The following is a 15,257-nucleotide window of genomic DNA, read 5'->3' on the forward strand; positions in this document are numbered from 1 at the left end:
AGGCCAGCCTCCTTACCCAATAGGCTGGGGCCTCATCGTCGTATCGCAATCCTTGGAGAACACGCATGGCACCCGGCATTCCCACCGCCATGGACCGACCGCACTTCATCGGCATCGGCGGGGCCGGGATGTCGGGGATCGCGAAGATTCTCGCGCAGCGTGGGGCCAAGGTGGCGGGCAGTGATGCCAGGGAGTCGGCGACCGCCGAGGCGCTGCGGGCGCTGGGGGCGACCGTGCACATCGGGCACGCGGCGGAGCACCTCGCGGACGACGCCAGCTGTGTCGTCGTGTCGTCGGCGATCCGCCAGGACAACCCCGAGCTGGCCCGCGCCGCCGAACTGGGCATCCCGGTGGTGCACCGCTCCGACGCGCTCGCCTCGCTGATGGACGGGCTGCGGCCGATCGCGGTCGCCGGTACGCACGGCAAGACGACCACGACGTCGATGCTGGCGGTCTCCCTGACCGAGCTGGGTCTGCGGCCGTCGTACGCCATCGGCGGCGACCTCGACGCGCCCGGCTCGAACGCCCTGCACGGCGAGGGCGACATCTTCGTCGCCGAGGCGGACGAATCGGACCGCAGCTTCCACAAGTACGCGCCCGACGTCGCCATCGTCCTGAACGTCGAGCTCGACCACCACGCCAACTACGCCTCGATGGACGAGATCTACGAGTCCTTCGTGACGTTCACCGACCGCATCACCGAGGGCGGCACCCTGGTGATCTCGGCCGACCAGGACGGGGCGCGGGAACTGACCCGGCGGGTCGCGGACGGTGATGTGCGGGTGGTGACGTACGGCGAGGCCGAGGACGCCGACGTGCGGGTCCTGTCCGTGCGGGCGCAGGGACTGAAGAGCCAGGTCACGGTCCTGCTGGACGGCCAGGAGCTCACCTTCACCGTCTCCGTCCCCGGCCGGCACTACGCGCTCAACGCCGTGGCCGCCCTGGCAGCCGGTGCCGCGCTCGGCGTCCCGGCCGCCGAGCTGGCCCCGGCGATCGCGGCCTACACGGGCGTCAAGCGGAGGCTTCAGCTGAAGGGCGAGGCCGCGGGCGTCCAGGTCATCGACTCCTACGCCCACCACCCGACCGAGATGACGGCCGACCTGGAGGCCATGCGCGCCGCCGCCGGGGACGCCCGGATCGTGGTCGTCTACCAGCCCCACCTGTTCTCCCGCACACAGGAGCTCGGCAAGGAGATGGGCGACGCCCTCGCCCTCGCGGACTCCTCGCTGGTCCTGGACATCTACCCGGCCCGCGAGGACCCGATCCCCGGGGTCACCAGCGAGCTGGTCCTCGACGCTGCCCGCGCGGCCGGCGCCGACGTCACCCCGGTGCACGACAAGAGCGAGGTGCCCGCCCTGATCGCGGGAATGGCGAAGCCCGGTGATCTCGTTCTCACCATGGGCGCGGGCGATGTCACCGACCTTGGCCCGCTCATCCTGGACCGCCTGTCGAAGTGAGGGGCAAGCACTCATGTCGTACGACGTCGAAAAGCCGGACGAGCAGTGGCGCACGGAGCTGACCCCGGCGGAGTACGCCGTGCTGCGCCAGGCCGCCACGGAGCCCGCCTTCACCGGTGAGTACACCAACACCAAGACGACGGGCGTCTACTCCTGCCGCGCCTGCGGCGCCGAACTGTTCACCTCCACCACGAAGTTCGAGTCCCACTGCGGCTGGCCTTCCTTCTACGACCCGAAGGACACCGACGCGGTCGAGCTCATCGAGGACCGCTCGCACGGGATGGTCCGCACCGAGGTGCGGTGCGCGCGGTGCGGGTCGCATCTTGGGCATGTGTTTGAGGGTGAGGGGTATCCGACGCCGACGGATCAGCGGTACTGCATCAACTCGATCTCCTTGCGCTTGATCCCCGACGAGGGCTGACCGGAGCGGTTACAAGGTGGTGCTGATGAGTCGGCACCTGCCTCTCGACCGAAGGGAATCTTCGCCGGTCAGGATGCGACAGGCGCGGGACCCCTCCCGGGCACCCGCGTCCAGAACGGTCCGGTGAGCACATCGGAATCATCGGCCCGCAGCCGTAGGGCCAGGCTGGGCTGTCTGCGGGGCCCGGCCCGGCGGGAGTCGTCCGTGCCCTGGCCTTCGCCGCCGCGCTGACCGGCTGCGGCTCCGACTAGGGCGGCGACGCGGGGGCGCCCGCGCCGGCCCACCCCCGCGTTCGGCCGAACCGTCGCCCGCCTCGCCAACGCCCACGAAGCCCTCCTCATCGGCTTCGCCGGCCGCGGCGAAGCCGATGAAGCCGTCAACCCCGGACGAGCTGGGGGCGTGTGCAGACGGAAGCTGCACGGTCGTCGTGACGAAGGGCACCGAGATCCCGCGCGCCGCCGGCCTTCGGGCCGGACCGTTCACGGTGAGCGCCGTCGGCGCCGAGGACGTGGACCTGAGCTCGGTCGACGCGAGCGGATTCACCTCCAACCTGCTCGGGCAGCGTCCCGACCAGCGCGGGCCCTCCACCGTCAACGAGCTGTCGATCGCCGTTCTCGCCATCGTGGGGGACCGCGTACATGGCCAGGAGCGGGTCTGTAGGCCGCAGAGGCGCAGGGACGGCCCGTGACGGCAGGCGGGGTCGGGTGCGATGGTCCCGATGCGGAAGCGGCCCTCGCTTGACCTCCGGGTGAGGGCCTTACCCGCATAGCGTCGAAAGCAGCACGGAGGGCACCGTGCGTGGTCCAGCTCGGCGCCCTCCGCTGTCCGTCGTCGCCTCTCTCTGCTATGACCAGGGCAGGACCAGGGCGCCCCAGGCGACGACGGGGCCGAGGGCGACGATTCCGCCGGTGTAGCCGATGACCTGGCGGTAGAAGCGGCGGGCGTCCACCCCACGGGCGTTGCTGAGGACGAGTGCTCCGTTGGTCGAGAAGGGGGAGGTGTCGACGATCGTCGTGGAGACGGCGAGCGCGGCGATCAGTCCGACTGCGCTGAGGTGGCTCGAGAGCAGCAGCGGTACGGCGATGGGGATGATCGCCGTGAGAATCGCGGTGGAGGAGGCGAAGGCGGAGGTGATGGCGACGGTGAAGCACAGCAGCAGGGCGACGACGACCGGGGCGCCGAGACCCGCCGCGTGCTCGGAGATCTCCTCGATGATGCCGGCCTTCTCCAGCATCGCGATGTACGTCATCATGCCCGCGACGAGCAGCAGGGTGGACCAGCTGACGCCGTCCACGGCCTTCTCCTGCCGCTTCATGTCCACCAGGGCCAGCAGGGCGCCGGCCGCCAGCGCGAGGAAGCCGATCTCCAAGTGGAAGCCGAGCGCGCCGACGACGAGGGCCGCCAGAGAGACGAGGGTGAGCCACTGCCGCCAGTCGGGCCTGCCGGAGACGGCGAGGTCCTCGTCGTCAGCTGCCTCCGCGGCGCCCTCGACCAGCGGTGCGGGACGCTTGGCGAGCAGGGCGTAGGTGAGGATCGAGAGCACCAGATTGATCACGAAGCTGGCGCTGAACAGCGCCACGGCGGAGACCTGGAGATCGGTCTTGTCGACGAGGCCGAGCACCAGCGCACCGGAGACGGCCAGCGGGGAGAACGCGCCCGCGTGCCCGCCGCTGATCACCATCATGCCGACGACCAGCGGGTTGAGCTTGTAGCGGTAGGCGAAGTTCATGCCGATCGGCGCGAGGATCGCCACCGCGGCCGGGGTGAACGTACCGAACGCCGTCAGCAGAGCGGCCACCAGGAACAGCACCCAGGGGATCAGCGCGACCTTGCCGCGTACCAGCCGCACCCCGGCCGCGACGAGCCAGTCGATGGTGCCGTTGCGGCGGGCGACGGAGAACAGGTAGGTGACTCCGACGATGGTGACGAAGAGCTTCGCCGGGAACCCCTCGAAGATCTCGTCCTCGGTGAGGCCGAGCGAGGCGGTGCCGACCACGAAGGTGGCGACGAAGGCGAGGATGCCGAGGTTGATCGGCAGCACGGTGCCGACCACGAACATCACCAGCAGGGCGCCTATGGAGATCACTTCAGCAGACATCTTTGTCCTTGGTGCGGTGGGGACGGGGTGGCGCGCCCCGAGGGCGCGAGAGTATCCCGGTGCGGACGGCTGGCAGCCGTCCGACCGAGGTGATGTTCGTCGTGGTTCAGGCGGCTTGCGGGCGGCCTGCTTCCGGTACGTAGATCCGGGCATCGGCGAGCAGACGGGCCGCGCGCTGCACGGTGACCCGGTGCGGCAGGCCGTCCCTTACATCGGTGCAGCGGACCGCGACGACGCCGGCGGGCGTGCCGAGGCGCAACCATTCGTCGCTCGGGCCGCCCGTTGTCCGGGAGACCACGGACCCCTCCAGCAGCCCGGCCGCCGCGACGGCGACGGCAGAGGTCAGGCCGATCGCGGGGTGCGGTGCGTTCATGCTGAGCATGCGCACCGACACGTCGTAGTCCTCGGCGCCGACCGGTTCACCGAGGGTGGTGGTGTACGGCACCGGCGGGCCGACCAGGCCCACCTTGGGCACCGCGTCGCCCGGTTCCTCGCCCGGCTCGAGCAGCCCCATCAGGGGTGCGGCGGTATGACGGACGGTGCGCAGCCAGGGGACGTCCGCGCTCATCCGCTCCAGTGACTCGGCACCGGTACGCCCGGCACTGGCGGCGTCGACCAGGACGACCGGAGCTCCCGCGGTCACCATGCTCACGCGTACCGGCTCGGCGGCGCCGACCCGTAGGCCCTGGGCGGCCTGGCCGGTGGGAAGCAGTGAGGCAGTGGTACGGGCCGGGGCGCGGAAGGTGAGGCCGACCGCGACCCCGCCGGCCCGGGTGCCGGGCACCGTCTGGCGGCCGAAGTGGTGCACCACGCCTCCGGGGGTGTCGACGATCCCTTCGAGGACCGCGCCGGTATTGGTGTTGCGCATCACCACGCGCGTCCGGTCGCCGGTGACCGGAACCATTCCTTTGGTCACCGCGTACAGGGCGACGCCGGTGGCGCAGTTGCCGCAGTTGCTCGTCCACTCCACCGAGCCCGTCCCGATGCCGACTTGAGCGAACAGGTAGTCGACGTCGACGCCAGGCTGGGGTGAGGCGCTGACCACGGCCGCTTTCGAGGTGGTGGGGGTCGCCCCGCCCACTCCGTCCAGCTCCACGGGGTCGGTGGCGCCGTACGCGGCGACCAGCAGCCTTTCGAGGTCGCCTCGGTCGGCGGGGACTTCGACCTGGTTGAACAGCCAGCACTTGCTTGTGCCGCCACGCACCAGGGTCGCGGGAATGTGCACGTCTGAGGCTCTTCCTGGATCAACGGAGGTAAGGAAAGGGCCGAGGCACCGGTTACGGGCGCATTGCGGGCCGGTGAACCGCTCGGCGATTGCGGAGACCTTCGCAGAGCCATGACTTCGGAACAATCGCAGTTCGCTTCACCTGGGTTTAGCTCAGCTAAAGTCGATGGCATGCTCAACGTGCGCCGTCTGCTGCTGCTCACCGAGGCCACCGAACGCGGTTCACTGACTGCCGCGGCGGAAGCCCTCGGCATGACCACCTCCGCCGCCTCCCAGCAGATGTCCCTGCTGGAGCAGGAGGCAGGGCAGCCCCTCATCGAGCGGCTGCCACGCGGTATCCGCCCCACCCCGCCGGGTCTCGCGCTGGCCGAACGCGGTCGGGCCATCCGTCGGGAACTCCGTGCCGCCCAGGCCGACCTGGACTCCTTCACCGCCCTCGACCAGGGCACCCTGCGCCTCGGTTCCTTCCCCACGGCGAGCGCGTCCCTGCTGCCGCTGGCGCTCACGCGTTTCAGACGCCGCCACGCCGGCATCCGCATCGAGGTACGCGCCGGAGTCCTCGCGGAACTCAGGGAGATGCTGCACACCGGCGAGGTGGAGCAGGGGCTGCTCTGGGACTACGAATGGAACCGCCTCGACGATCCGGCGCTCGCCCTCACCCACCTGCTGGACGACCCCACGGTGCTGGTCGTCCCCGCCGACTCACCCCTGCGCACACATCCCTCCGTGCGCCTCGGCGACCTTGCCGACCAGGAGTGGATCATCCGCGCCGACAACCACCCCGTCGCCGACGTCCTGCGCCGAAGCTGTCGCCAGGCGGGATTCGAGCCGCGCATCGCCTACTCGTCGCACGACTACCAGGAGGCGCAGGCCATGGTCGCCGCCGGCCTCGGTATCGCGCTCGCACCCCGCCTCGCCCTCACCAGCCGACGCAGCGACGTACGCCTCCTGCCGTTCGCCTCCGACGTTCCGGCCCCCACCCGCCGCATCCTCCTCGCACGCGCCGCGGCACGCCCCGCCACTCCACCGGCCCAGGCGATGGCCCGCGTCCTGCGCACGGTGGCGCAGCGATTCACCGCCCCGGACCTGCACCGGGCCCAGCTCGGGGCGGTCCGGCGGGGCTGACGGTCCGGCCACGAGCTGGGCCCCCAGCCAAGCCGTGACGTGCCCTGCTCACCTGAAACGCCCTTGGCCGACTGCGAGTTGATCACCGCGGCATGTTCGTTCTTGCTGACGGCTGCTGCTCCAGAGATGTGGGGGGTGCTGGGTTCAATGAGGAACGGCTGGCCGCCGCCGGTGAACTCCTCGGCCTGCGGATCCCCAGGAGCGCGGTGGGTTATCCCGTGCAGCCCGGCAAGGGGCTCCTGCACCCGGGGGACGGCCCGCTCCTGTCCGTGCTGGTTCCCTCGGCTGGAGGCCTCCGCCGCGTTGGCACGCCGGATGCCGGGTTTCCTAGACTCGTAGGGGACGTCCGGCCAGGCGGTCGGTCGGTCCGGTGCGGGAAGGCGGTGGCGCTGCATGCCGTATGTCGCGGTGAGTGCGATCAGCCATCCCGGACTGCTGCGCGAACGGAACGAGGACAGCCTCGTCGTCGGACCGTGGACGCTGTGCGCCACCGTGACCGAGAATCCGCAGACCCTGGTCTTCCCGCTGGGCACGCCTCTCGTGGTGGCCGTCGCCGACGGGCTCGGCGGGCATCCCGGCGGTGATCTGGCCAGCGCCCTGGTGGTCCGCCGGATCGCCTCGCTCGGTCCCGCGCTGACCGGCGAGGTCGCCGTCCGTGACGCCCTGAACGCCTGCAACCGCGCCGTGTACCAGGCGGCCGGGGGCGACCGGGGCGGCGAGCTCAGCGCCATGGGGACGACGATCGCCGGAGTCGTCGTCCAGCCCGACTCGCTCATGGCGTTCAACGTGGGCGACAGCCGGGTCTTCGCCGCGTCGGATGACGGGCTGCGCCAGCTGAGCGTCGACGACAGCCCTCCGCACCCGGCCGGGAGCACCACCTCCCTCGTCACCCAGTGCCTGGGCGGATCGCCCACCTACCGCGCCGTCCATCCCCATGTCACGGCAGAACCCCTGACGCCCGGCGAACGCTGTCTCGTCTGCTCGGACGGACTGACGGACCCGCTGCCCACGGAGGTACTGGAGGAGGTGCTGCGGGAGCACGACGACGGCCGGGCTGCCTTCGAGCTGTGGAAGGCCGCCATCGAGGCGGGCGGGCCCGACAACATCACGGTGGCGGTGGTGCGGGTCGGGCAGGAGTGAGCGGGCAGGTCGGTCCGCCGGCCCGGCGGGTCACAGGATCTTGCGCTGGACCATGATCGAGAGCACCAGGGCGCCCGGCAGCAGCGGCACCCAGACCGTCAGGACGCGGTAGCCGATGACGGTGGCCGCGGCCAGGCCCATCGGGGCGCCGAAGGTGACCATCGTGAACACCAGGGCCGCGTCCACGGGGCCGATACCGCCCGGCGCGGGTACGGCGCCGGCCGCCGTGCTGGCGAGGAGGAGAGCGAGGACCACCTGTGTCCAGGACAGCGGCAGCCCGAGCGCGAAGCCGACCGAGGCGATCACGCTCGCCTGGAGCAGCGGGGTGGCGGCGGCCCCGCCCCAGAGGGCGAGGACACGGCTGGGCCGGGTGTGCAGGATCCGCGCGTCGGTCAGGGCGGTGCGCAGGAAGCAGAGCAGGGGGCGCCGCAGCGGTCGTACGGCTGTCACGAGTACGCCTGCCGTGACGAGGCCGAGCGCCACGCCTGCGGCGACCATGAGCAACGTCCGCTCGTCCGGGATGAGTTCGCCGAGGTGCAGCAGGTCGGGGAAGGCCACGAGGAAGGCGAGGAGTACAGCCGTCTTCGCGATCGGTTTGACCAGCGAGTACAGGGCGAGCGACGCGGTGGCCCGGGCCAGCGGGATGCCGCGGTTCTGGAGGAAGCGCAGGGTGACGGCATGGGCGCCGAGGCCGGCCGGGAGCACCTGGTTGGCGGCGCCGGCCGCGAACTGCGACGCGAGCAGCAGGCCCGGTGGGAGCCGCTCGGGCAGGGCGCCCTGGCGGACGACCGCGGCGATCACCCAGCCCATGCAGGTGAAGAAGAGACCGGCCAGCAGCCAGCCGGGGTCGGCATGGGCGAGCCGGACGACGCCGTCGCGGACGGTGTGCCAGTCGGCCACCGCCCACGCCCCGATCAGCAGGAGCGGGAGCAGCGTCAGGGCGTGGCGGGCGAGGCGGGCGAGGCGGGCGGGGGAGAGGCGGGAACCGGCGGGAGCGGCGACGGGGCGGGCGGGCAGCGATGCGGGGAGATCACTGAGCGGGAGCGAGGACACGGCGCGGTCGTCCTTCCGCGTCCTGACCGCGAGGACGCGGGGCGGACGGCTAGAGGGCGAGGCAGGAGGGGACGACGGAAACGTGCCCGTCCGGTATGACGTCGTGGTGTCCGGCAGTCGAAGCGACGTCGGCGGGCGGGCGACGTGGCCGGGGGTATTGCCTATGCCCGGTCCGCCCCGCCCCGAACCCCCGGCCGGTGACCGCGCCCGCCCCGCCGCCCTGCCGTCCTGTCAGCGCATCCAGTGCCCCGTCGTGCTCCACCCCAGGAACCGGCGTGCGCCGCCCCCGTCCGCCGTTCCGTCGGTGTCGAAGGCGCCGCCCTCGACCGTCAGGGCCAGGCCCGCCAGGGCCGGGGCCAGCCGGGTCGCCACGTGGGCCGGGTGGCGGGCCGTCTCCTCGGCCGGCCCGGAGAGGAAGCGGCGCTGTTCGGCGGGCGGGCACAGGGACAGGTGGAACAGCATCTGGCGCCAGGCGTATGCCGCGTCCTTGATGGTGGGCAGCGGGCGCGGGTTGCCCTGGACCCGGGCCGTCAGCCGGCACACGGTGCCGAAGCAGCGGTGCGCCAGGTCGGCGAAGCCGGGCCGCGGGGCGATCTCCACCCGGTGGACCAGCGTGGCCAGGTTGTGCGTGGTGAGGATCTGCGCCTGCTCGATCACCGTGCCGCTCGCCGCCACGGAACAGGACCCGGACGAGGCCGCGCCGGCCCGCTCCGTGCACAGCCGCGCGAAACCGGGAGACGTACGGGCGCCGTAGGAACGGCTCAGCGCGGCGCCCGTCTCGGTGATCGCGAGGTTGCGGATCGCCCTGTAGTCGATGCCGTAGTAGCGCTCGTACAGCGTGCCGCCGAGCAGTTCGCCCGCGATCCGCGCCGCGGTGAGGAACTTCGGGCTGAACGTGCCCATGAAGATGTCGGCGGCCAGCTCCTCCACGAACGGCGCGCCCAGGTCGCCCTGGCGGGCGAGCACGCCGAGCTCGCGGACGAGCGGGTTGGGCAGGATCGTGCCCGGGAAGGCCTGCACGGCCAGCTCGCCGAGCTGCCGCAGCACGGTGAGCGCGCCTTCCTCGTCCGCCTTGCCGATGACGGCGGACCGCTGCCCGGACACCGCCCGCACCCAGGGCAGCTCCTCCACACGCACCTGACGTTCCAGGTTGACCAGGAGCAGTGAGCGGCGGTTGCCGAAGGCGCGGTAGTTCGCGGCCATCAGATCCCGCAGTGCCTCGTCGCCGTACGCCCGCGCGGTCGTGGTGGCGACCAACTGCGGGACCAGCTCGGCCATGACCTCGGCGGACGGGACGACACCCCGCTCCACGAGGGTGCCGAGCGGTGCGCTCAGCGCGGCCTCGACCACCTGCCGGATCACCGGCGGGACCTGCGCCCCGGCGGGCAGGCCGGTCTCCTGCTCCTCCCGCTCCGTCACGGGCGTCAGCAGCGGCGGGACGTCGGTGATGCCCGTGTCCTGGGGCAGTTCGGCGAGCCGGCGCAGCATCAGCTGGGCCAGCGCGTGGTGGGAGGGCAGCGCCGCCTGGCGTGTCTGCTGCCGACGCAGGGCCGTGTGCGGTGCGGAACCGGGCAGGCCGCGGCGGCGCACCATGGACTCCACCGCGTGCCGCAGCAGACCGAGCCGGCGCGCGTCCAGCGGCCGTCCGGCGACGGTCTCCTCCAGCGCGCCGCGCAGTATGCCCAGGTTCTGCTTGGGGTTGCGGTGCTTGGTGCAACGGGTGTGCTCTGCGGCCAGCAGCCGGTAGCGGGCCAACAGGGCGGCGCCGCGCGCCAACCAGTCGGCGTCCGGGGCGAGTTCGAGCACCCGGCCGTCCCCCGCCGTCTCCAGCCAGTGGACGAGCAGTTCGTCGCCGAACGGCTGCCATACGGCGAGCGCCTCGCGCTGGGCCTCGACGGCCGCGTGGGGCCGGCGCCGTACGAGGGTGTCGACGGCGTCGGAGACGGTGTTGCGGTGCACGGCGGCGACGGGGTCCGGTGCGGGGCCGTCCGTCGGGCGGGGCAGGTAGCGCAGCCGGTCGGCGAACGGCTCCAGTTCCGCCGCGAGATCCAGCGCCGCGTCCGTCGCCCCGTGCCGCACCAGCCAGGCCACGGTGAGCAGCGCGGCCTCCTCGGGCACGCCGACCTCGTAGTGGCCGTCGTCCAACCGCGCCCACAGCCAGGCGAGTCCCGCTTCGGTCAGGCAGTGGGCGAAGAGCGCGTGCCGCTCGGCGGGCACTCCGAAACTCAGCGCCGCCTCGGTCTCGTACGGCTGGAGCGGGCCGCCGGCGCCGGGGGTCCCGGTCGCGAAGCCGCCCCGCATCACCTCGGGCGTCACCCAGGCCGGCAGCCCGACCAGCGGGGTGCGGGAACCGACCCTCAGCCGGCCGGCGGCCATCCCCGCGAGGACCGCACGCCAGCGCTGCCCGCGCTCCTCGGCCCGGCGCCGGGTGGCGGGGGCGTGGTGGGTCAGCGCGGTCGTGAAGGCCTTGGCCAGCTGGGCCGCCGGGTAGGAGGCGGCCGCGGTGAGGCGCTGCTGCTCAGCGTTGTCGTTCATAAGCCGACGTGGCAGGTTCCGCCCCTGCGCCCTCCGGGTCCAGAGCCCGGTGCTCTGCTGCTGAGCTACACGTCGCGGCCGACGTGGCAGGTCCTGCCCCTGCGCCCTCCGGGATTACAGCCCGGTGCTCTGCTCCTGAGCTACACGTCGACGAAGACCGACGGTAGGTGCTCCTGTGATCTCCGTACAAACGGTTTCCGGCCGTCACGGCCGTCACGGCCGTCACGGCCGGGGCGTGCGGCCGCGCGAGGCGGCGCTTCTGAATAAGTGATCCACCCGGAGGTTGACTTTCGGCTGATCGAGCCAGAGCATTGCCGGGGTGAGCCCCTTCGAGCACGCACACGTGTCCTCCCGGTCGACCGCACTCCCCGCCGACCTGGACGAAGCCGCCCACCGCTGTCTCGTCGCCGGGTTCGACGGCGCCACGAGCGTGCCGGACATGCTCAAGGAGCTCATCGACCGCGGCCTCGGCGGGGTCATCCTCTTCACCCGCAACATCCGCGACGCCCGGCAGGTGCGCCGGCTCACCGACGAACTGCGCGCGATACGCCCCGACCTCCTCGTCGCCATCGACAACGAGGGCGGCGGCATCGGCCACCTGGTCGCCGCCGGCGCCCCCGAGGTCCCCGGCTCCTACGCCCTCGGCGTCGTCGACGACCCGAACCTCACCGCCCGCTGCGCCGACGCCCTCGCCGGCCATCTGGCCACCCTCGGCATCACCGCCTCCTACGCCCCCGTGGCCGACCTCCAGCACCGGCCGGACAACCCGATCGTGCGCACCCGCTCCTTCGGCGCCGACCCCGGCCTCGCCGCCCGCCATCTGCGGGCCTGGATCACCGCCACCGAGGCCCGCTCCGTCGCCTCCTGCGCCAAGCACTTCCCCGGCCACGGCGGCACCGTCACCGACAGCCACCACGGCATCGCCGTCGACCCACGGCCGTACGACGAACTCCGCGCCGACATCGAACCGTTCCGCGCCGCGATCGACGCCGGGGTACCGATGCTGATGAGCGCCCATGTCGTCTTCCCGGCCCTGGACCCGGGCCGCCCCGCCACGCTCAGCCGCCGCGTCCTCGGCGATCTGCTCCGCCACGACCTCGGCTTCGACGGCGTCCTCGTCAGCGACGCCCTGGAGATGAAGGCGATCGCCGACCGGTACGGCGAGGCGGCCGGCGCGCGCATCGCCCTGGCCGCCGGCGCGGACCAGGTGATCATCGCCGTGGGGGATCTGAACGTCACCCTGGACTGCCGGGACGCCGTCCTCGGCGCACTGCGCACCGGAGTGCTCGCGCAGGAGCGGATCGAGGAGGCCGCGGGCCGGGTACGGCGGCTCGCCGAGCGCTACGCGACCCCCGTGCTCGACGTCGCCGGCTGGGACACGGGAGCCGGACTCGAGGCCGCCCGCCGGGCCGTGCGCGGCCGGGGCGTGCCGCCCGCCGTGCGCGGCGCCCATGTCGTCGACCTGTTCCCGCCGCCGCACCCCGCGCTCAACTGGGGCGGCGAGGACCTGCTGACCGAGATACGCGCCGTCGACCCCACGTCCACGGGCACGGCGGTCACCGGAGAGCCGGCCGACCCCGCCGAACTCGCCGACGGCATCCTGCGCTGCTGCGGGTCCGTTCCGCTGGTCGTGGCCACCTGCGACGCCGGACTGCACCCCTGGCAGGCCCGGCTGCGGGACGCCCTGCTGGCGCGGCGGCCGGACGCGGTACGGGTGGACACGGGGCTGCCGGAGGGCGGCGCGCTGTGCTCGTACGGGCGGGGGAGGGTCAACCTGCGGGCGGTGGCCGAGGCGTTGGCGGGCGTCACCGTCGGCTGACGCCCGCCGGCCGATCCGGGCGGCTCAGGCCGGCCGTACGACCTCCTTGATCCCCCTGGCCGCCAGGTACTCACCGTCCTCCGCCCGCGCGGCCAGGACGACCGCCGGGCGCAGCCCCTTAGCCCGCATCCGCATCCAGGCCTCGAAGTACGCGCCGCCGGGACCGGACACCGACCGGGTGCTCGGCGTGCAGTCCAGGAGCAGGGCGGTGTCGCGGGGGCGGGCCGGGTCCGGGGTCGCGCGCAGGCCGGTGATCGTCTCGGCGAGGGCCTCGGCGACCGGCTTGGCGCGGCCCGTCGAGTCGAACAGGCCCAGCGTGTACTCCAGTTCCGGGAAGTCGGCCAGCGACCGGTCCACGTCGTGCGAGCACCACCAGGTCACGCCCCACAGCCCCGCGCACTCGGCCGCGTTGCGTACGGTGGCGCGCGCGAAGTCGGGGGCATCGGCGGCCGGGATGTGCGGTGCGGGGGCGCCCGTCTCCTGGACCCAGACGGGGCGGGCGGGGTCGGTGGCGTACGCCTTGGCCAGCTCGGTGCCGTACTCGGCGAGGTGCCGGACCTGCGGGGAACGAGGGCCGTAGCGGCGGGCGCAGTCGCCGGAGAACACCCAGGGGTGGACGGTCGTCAGATCGCCCTTGCGGGCCGAGGACTCGGGGGTGAAGGCGTGGTCGTCGCCGTACCAGGCCGCGTCGTAGGCGGAGTGCGTGACCAGGCCGCCGTCGGGGCCGAGTCCGTCGCGGGCCGCCGCCAGGAGGGTGTCGAGGTAGTGGTCGACCTCGTCGGCCGTCACCGGGTTGTGCTCCACCAGGTTGTTGAGCTCGTTGCCGAGCTGGAGGCCGATGAGGTTCGGGCGTCCGGCGAGCGCGCGGCCCAGGGTACGCAGGAGATCGGCCTGGGCCTCGATGGCCTCCGGGTCCGTGAAGACGTTGCGGTGGTGCCAGCTGCGGGTCCACTCCGGGTAGAAGTCGAAGCTCGACAGATGGCCCTGGATGCCATCCACCATCACGTCCAGACCGGCCTCGCCGGCCAGGTCGACGAGGTGCGCCAGCTGGTCGACCGCCGCGGGGCGGACGAGGGTGCGGTTGGGCTGGAGCAGCGGCCAGAGGTGGAAGACGCGGACATGGTCGAGACCGAGACCGGCGATCCGGTCCAGGTCCGCACGGGCGCGCGGCGGGTCGAAGTCGTGCCAGGAGTGGAACCAGCCGTGGCGGGGCGTGTAGTTGACGCCGAAGCGGAGCGGGTGGATGGGATCCTCCTCGGGCCGGCCTTGCACGGGCTCGGGTGCGTCTGTCTCTTGTCTGCCGCGAATGTATCAACCACCATGGGCGACGATGAATAGTGATTTGAACCAAAGCTCGGCCGGACGGGCACCGGCGTACGTCGTGGGCCTCGACGCCGGTGGCACCCGTACGCGTGCCGTCCTCGCGCCCGCGCACGGCGGCGACCCCGAGGGCGAGGGTGTCTCCGGGCCCGGCAACGCCCTGACCGTGCCCGGCGCGCAGCTCACCGAGCACCTCGCCGAGGCCCTCGCACAAGCCGTGCCGGAGGCGGTGCGCGGCCGTGTCGTCGCGGTGGCGGGCGGGTTCGCGGGCGCCTCGCGGACCGCTCCGGAGGAGCCGGGCCGGGTCAGGGCGCACGCCGCTGTCACCGTCGCCCTGCGCCGGCTGGGCATCGGCGCCGACTCGATCGAGATCCACAGCGACATCGAGGCCGCGTTCGCCTCCGCGCCCGGCCACCCCGCCGACGGGCTCGCCCTGGTGGCCGGCACCGGCGCGGTAGCGGTGCGCATCACCGCACGCGTGTGCACCGAGACCGCGGGCGGCGACGGCTGGCTGCTCGGCGACGACGGCGGCGGCTTCTGGATCGGGCGCGAGGCGGTACGGCTGGCGCTGCGCATGGCCGACGGACGGGGCGGGCCGACGGCGCTGGCCGCGTCGGTGGGGCGGGCGCTGGACGTGCCCGAGGATGTCCTGCCGGGGGAGCAGCCGGGCCCGTACGACACCGGAGCCTGGACCCGGGCCCGGCGCGAGGCCTACCGCATGCACCTGCTCCCCGCCGTGATGGACCGGCCACCTGTCCACCTGGCCCGGCTCGCCCCGCTCGTGGCCGAGGCCGCCGCCCGGCACCAGGACGCCCTCGCCACGGGGATCCTCGAAACGGCCGCCGACCACCTCGCCGACACCGTCCGCGCCCTCGAACCGCGCTCCGGCGAGCGGATCGTCGCGACCGGGGGCCTGCTCGGACCCGAAGGCCCGCTCACCGGCCCCCTCACCGCTCGGCTCCAGCACCTCGGACTCACCCTCGACTGGGTGCCCGACGGCTCCCGCGGAGCGGTCGCCCTCGCACGCCTCGCCGTCTGAGGCAGGACCGGCGCCACGGCCCGCT

At 73.0% G+C, this 15,257-nt stretch carries 12 protein-coding genes and 2 tRNA genes; 7 read left to right on the forward strand and 7 right to left on the reverse strand.

Annotated elements, in window-relative coordinates; all coding sequences use genetic code 11:
• The first annotated feature begins 65 nt into the window (after positions 1-65).
• The 3 genes from murC to KUM44_RS32280 all read left to right on the forward strand — a co-directional run bounded on the left by murC (position 66) and on the right by KUM44_RS32280 (position 2,566).
• Positions 66-1,457 carry a UDP-N-acetylmuramate--L-alanine ligase gene (gene murC / locus KUM44_RS32270; RefSeq protein ID WP_217213299.1) on the forward strand — a complete coding sequence of 464 codons (1,392 nt, stop codon included), beginning with the start codon at positions 66-68 and terminating at the stop codon, positions 1,455-1,457.
• 13 nt (positions 1,458-1,470) lie between these two features.
• A complete protein-coding gene (gene msrB / locus KUM44_RS32275) occupies positions 1,471-1,878 on the forward strand; it encodes a peptide-methionine (R)-S-oxide reductase MsrB (RefSeq protein WP_217213300.1) in 408 nt (135 codons plus the stop codon).
• 427 nt (positions 1,879-2,305) lie between these two features.
• Positions 2,306-2,566 carry a hypothetical protein gene (locus KUM44_RS32280; protein WP_217213301.1) on the forward strand — a complete coding sequence of 87 codons (261 nt, stop codon included), beginning with the start codon at positions 2,306-2,308 and terminating at the stop codon, positions 2,564-2,566.
• A gap of 156 nt (positions 2,567-2,722) precedes the next feature.
• Here the strand turns inward: KUM44_RS32280 and KUM44_RS32285 are convergent, their stop codons facing one another.
• Together KUM44_RS32285 and KUM44_RS32290 are read right to left on the reverse strand one after the other, a co-directional pair.
• Positions 2,723-3,976: an SLC13 family permease gene (locus tag KUM44_RS32285; RefSeq protein WP_254390440.1), complete on the reverse strand. Its 1,254-nt coding sequence runs from the start codon at positions 3,974-3,976 to the stop codon at positions 2,723-2,725.
• Between the two features lie 106 nt (positions 3,977-4,082).
• Positions 4,083-5,201 carry a PrpF domain-containing protein gene (locus KUM44_RS32290; protein ID WP_217213302.1) on the reverse strand — a complete coding sequence of 373 codons (1,119 nt, stop codon included), beginning with the start codon at positions 5,199-5,201 and terminating at the stop codon, positions 4,083-4,085.
• Between the two features lie 171 nt (positions 5,202-5,372).
• Between KUM44_RS32290 and KUM44_RS32295 the strand changes: the two genes are divergently transcribed.
• Positions 5,373-6,326 carry a LysR family transcriptional regulator gene (locus tag KUM44_RS32295; protein ID WP_217213303.1) on the forward strand — a complete coding sequence of 318 codons (954 nt, stop codon included), beginning with the start codon at positions 5,373-5,375 and terminating at the stop codon, positions 6,324-6,326.
• A gap of 393 nt (positions 6,327-6,719) precedes the next feature.
• Entirely contained in the window at positions 6,720-7,466 is a 747-nt protein-coding gene (locus tag KUM44_RS32300) for a PP2C family serine/threonine-protein phosphatase (RefSeq protein WP_217213304.1), read from the forward strand.
• Positions 7,467-7,496: 30 nt separating this feature from the next.
• On the opposite strand, the gene KUM44_RS32305 is transcribed toward KUM44_RS32300, so the two are convergent.
• The 4 genes from KUM44_RS32305 to KUM44_RS32320 all read right to left on the reverse strand — a co-directional run bounded on the left by KUM44_RS32305 (position 7,497) and on the right by KUM44_RS32320 (position 11,204).
• A complete protein-coding gene (locus KUM44_RS32305) occupies positions 7,497-8,519 on the reverse strand; it encodes a lysylphosphatidylglycerol synthase transmembrane domain-containing protein (RefSeq protein ID WP_217213305.1) in 1,023 nt (340 codons plus the stop codon).
• 231 nt (positions 8,520-8,750) lie between these two features.
• Positions 8,751-11,054 carry a hypothetical protein gene (locus KUM44_RS32310; protein ID WP_217213306.1) on the reverse strand — a complete coding sequence of 768 codons (2,304 nt, stop codon included), beginning with the start codon at positions 11,052-11,054 and terminating at the stop codon, positions 8,751-8,753.
• A 3-nt stretch (positions 11,055-11,057) separates the two neighbouring features.
• Positions 11,058-11,129, reverse strand: a tRNA-Gln gene (locus KUM44_RS32315).
• Positions 11,130-11,132: 3 nt separating this feature from the next.
• Positions 11,133-11,204: transfer RNA gene (locus KUM44_RS32320), tRNA-Tyr, on the reverse strand.
• Positions 11,205-11,373: 169 nt separating this feature from the next.
• Between KUM44_RS32320 and KUM44_RS32325 the strand changes: the two genes are divergently transcribed.
• On the forward strand, positions 11,374-12,873 hold the full coding sequence (locus KUM44_RS32325) for a glycoside hydrolase family 3 N-terminal domain-containing protein (RefSeq protein WP_217213307.1): 1,500 nt from the start codon (positions 11,374-11,376) through the stop codon (positions 12,871-12,873).
• 24 nt (positions 12,874-12,897) lie between these two features.
• Here KUM44_RS32325 and KUM44_RS32330 read toward each other — a convergent pair whose 3' ends face one another.
• Positions 12,898-14,145 (reverse strand): cellulase family glycosylhydrolase, encoded by a 1,248-nt coding sequence (locus tag KUM44_RS32330; RefSeq protein ID WP_217213308.1) that lies wholly within the window; start codon positions 14,143-14,145, stop codon positions 12,898-12,900.
• A 58-nt stretch (positions 14,146-14,203) separates the two neighbouring features.
• Between KUM44_RS32330 and KUM44_RS32335 the strand changes: the two genes are divergently transcribed.
• Positions 14,204-15,232 (forward strand): BadF/BadG/BcrA/BcrD ATPase family protein, encoded by a 1,029-nt coding sequence (locus KUM44_RS32335; RefSeq protein WP_217213309.1) that lies wholly within the window; start codon positions 14,204-14,206, stop codon positions 15,230-15,232.
• Positions 15,233-15,257 lie beyond the last annotated feature (25 nt).

Origin of the sequence: Streptomyces sp. AC550_RSS872 (assembly GCF_019049285.1) — a bacterium.
In the GTDB taxonomy this organism is placed as follows: Bacteria; Actinomycetota; Actinomycetes; order Streptomycetales; family Streptomycetaceae; genus Streptomyces.

Excerpts from the sequence above, each read along its gene's own strand:
- msrB (WP_217213300.1), top strand. The coding sequence starts at position 1,471 with ATGTCGTACGACGTCGAAAAGCCGGACGAGCAGTGGCGCACGGAGCTG.
- KUM44_RS32310 (WP_217213306.1), bottom strand. The coding sequence starts at position 11,054 with ATGAACGACAACGCTGAGCAGCAGCGCCTCACCGCGGCCGCCTCCTAC.
- KUM44_RS32285 (WP_254390440.1), bottom strand. The coding sequence starts at position 3,976 with ATGTCTGCTGAAGTGATCTCCATAGGCGCCCTGCTGGTGATGTTCGTG.
- KUM44_RS32335 (WP_217213309.1), top strand. The coding sequence starts at position 14,204 with ATGAATAGTGATTTGAACCAAAGCTCGGCCGGACGGGCACCGGCGTAC.
- murC (WP_217213299.1), top strand. The coding sequence starts at position 66 with ATGGCACCCGGCATTCCCACCGCCATGGACCGACCGCACTTCATCGGC.
- KUM44_RS32295 (WP_217213303.1), top strand. The coding sequence starts at position 5,373 with ATGCTCAACGTGCGCCGTCTGCTGCTGCTCACCGAGGCCACCGAACGC.
- KUM44_RS32300 (WP_217213304.1), top strand. The coding sequence starts at position 6,720 with ATGCCGTATGTCGCGGTGAGTGCGATCAGCCATCCCGGACTGCTGCGC.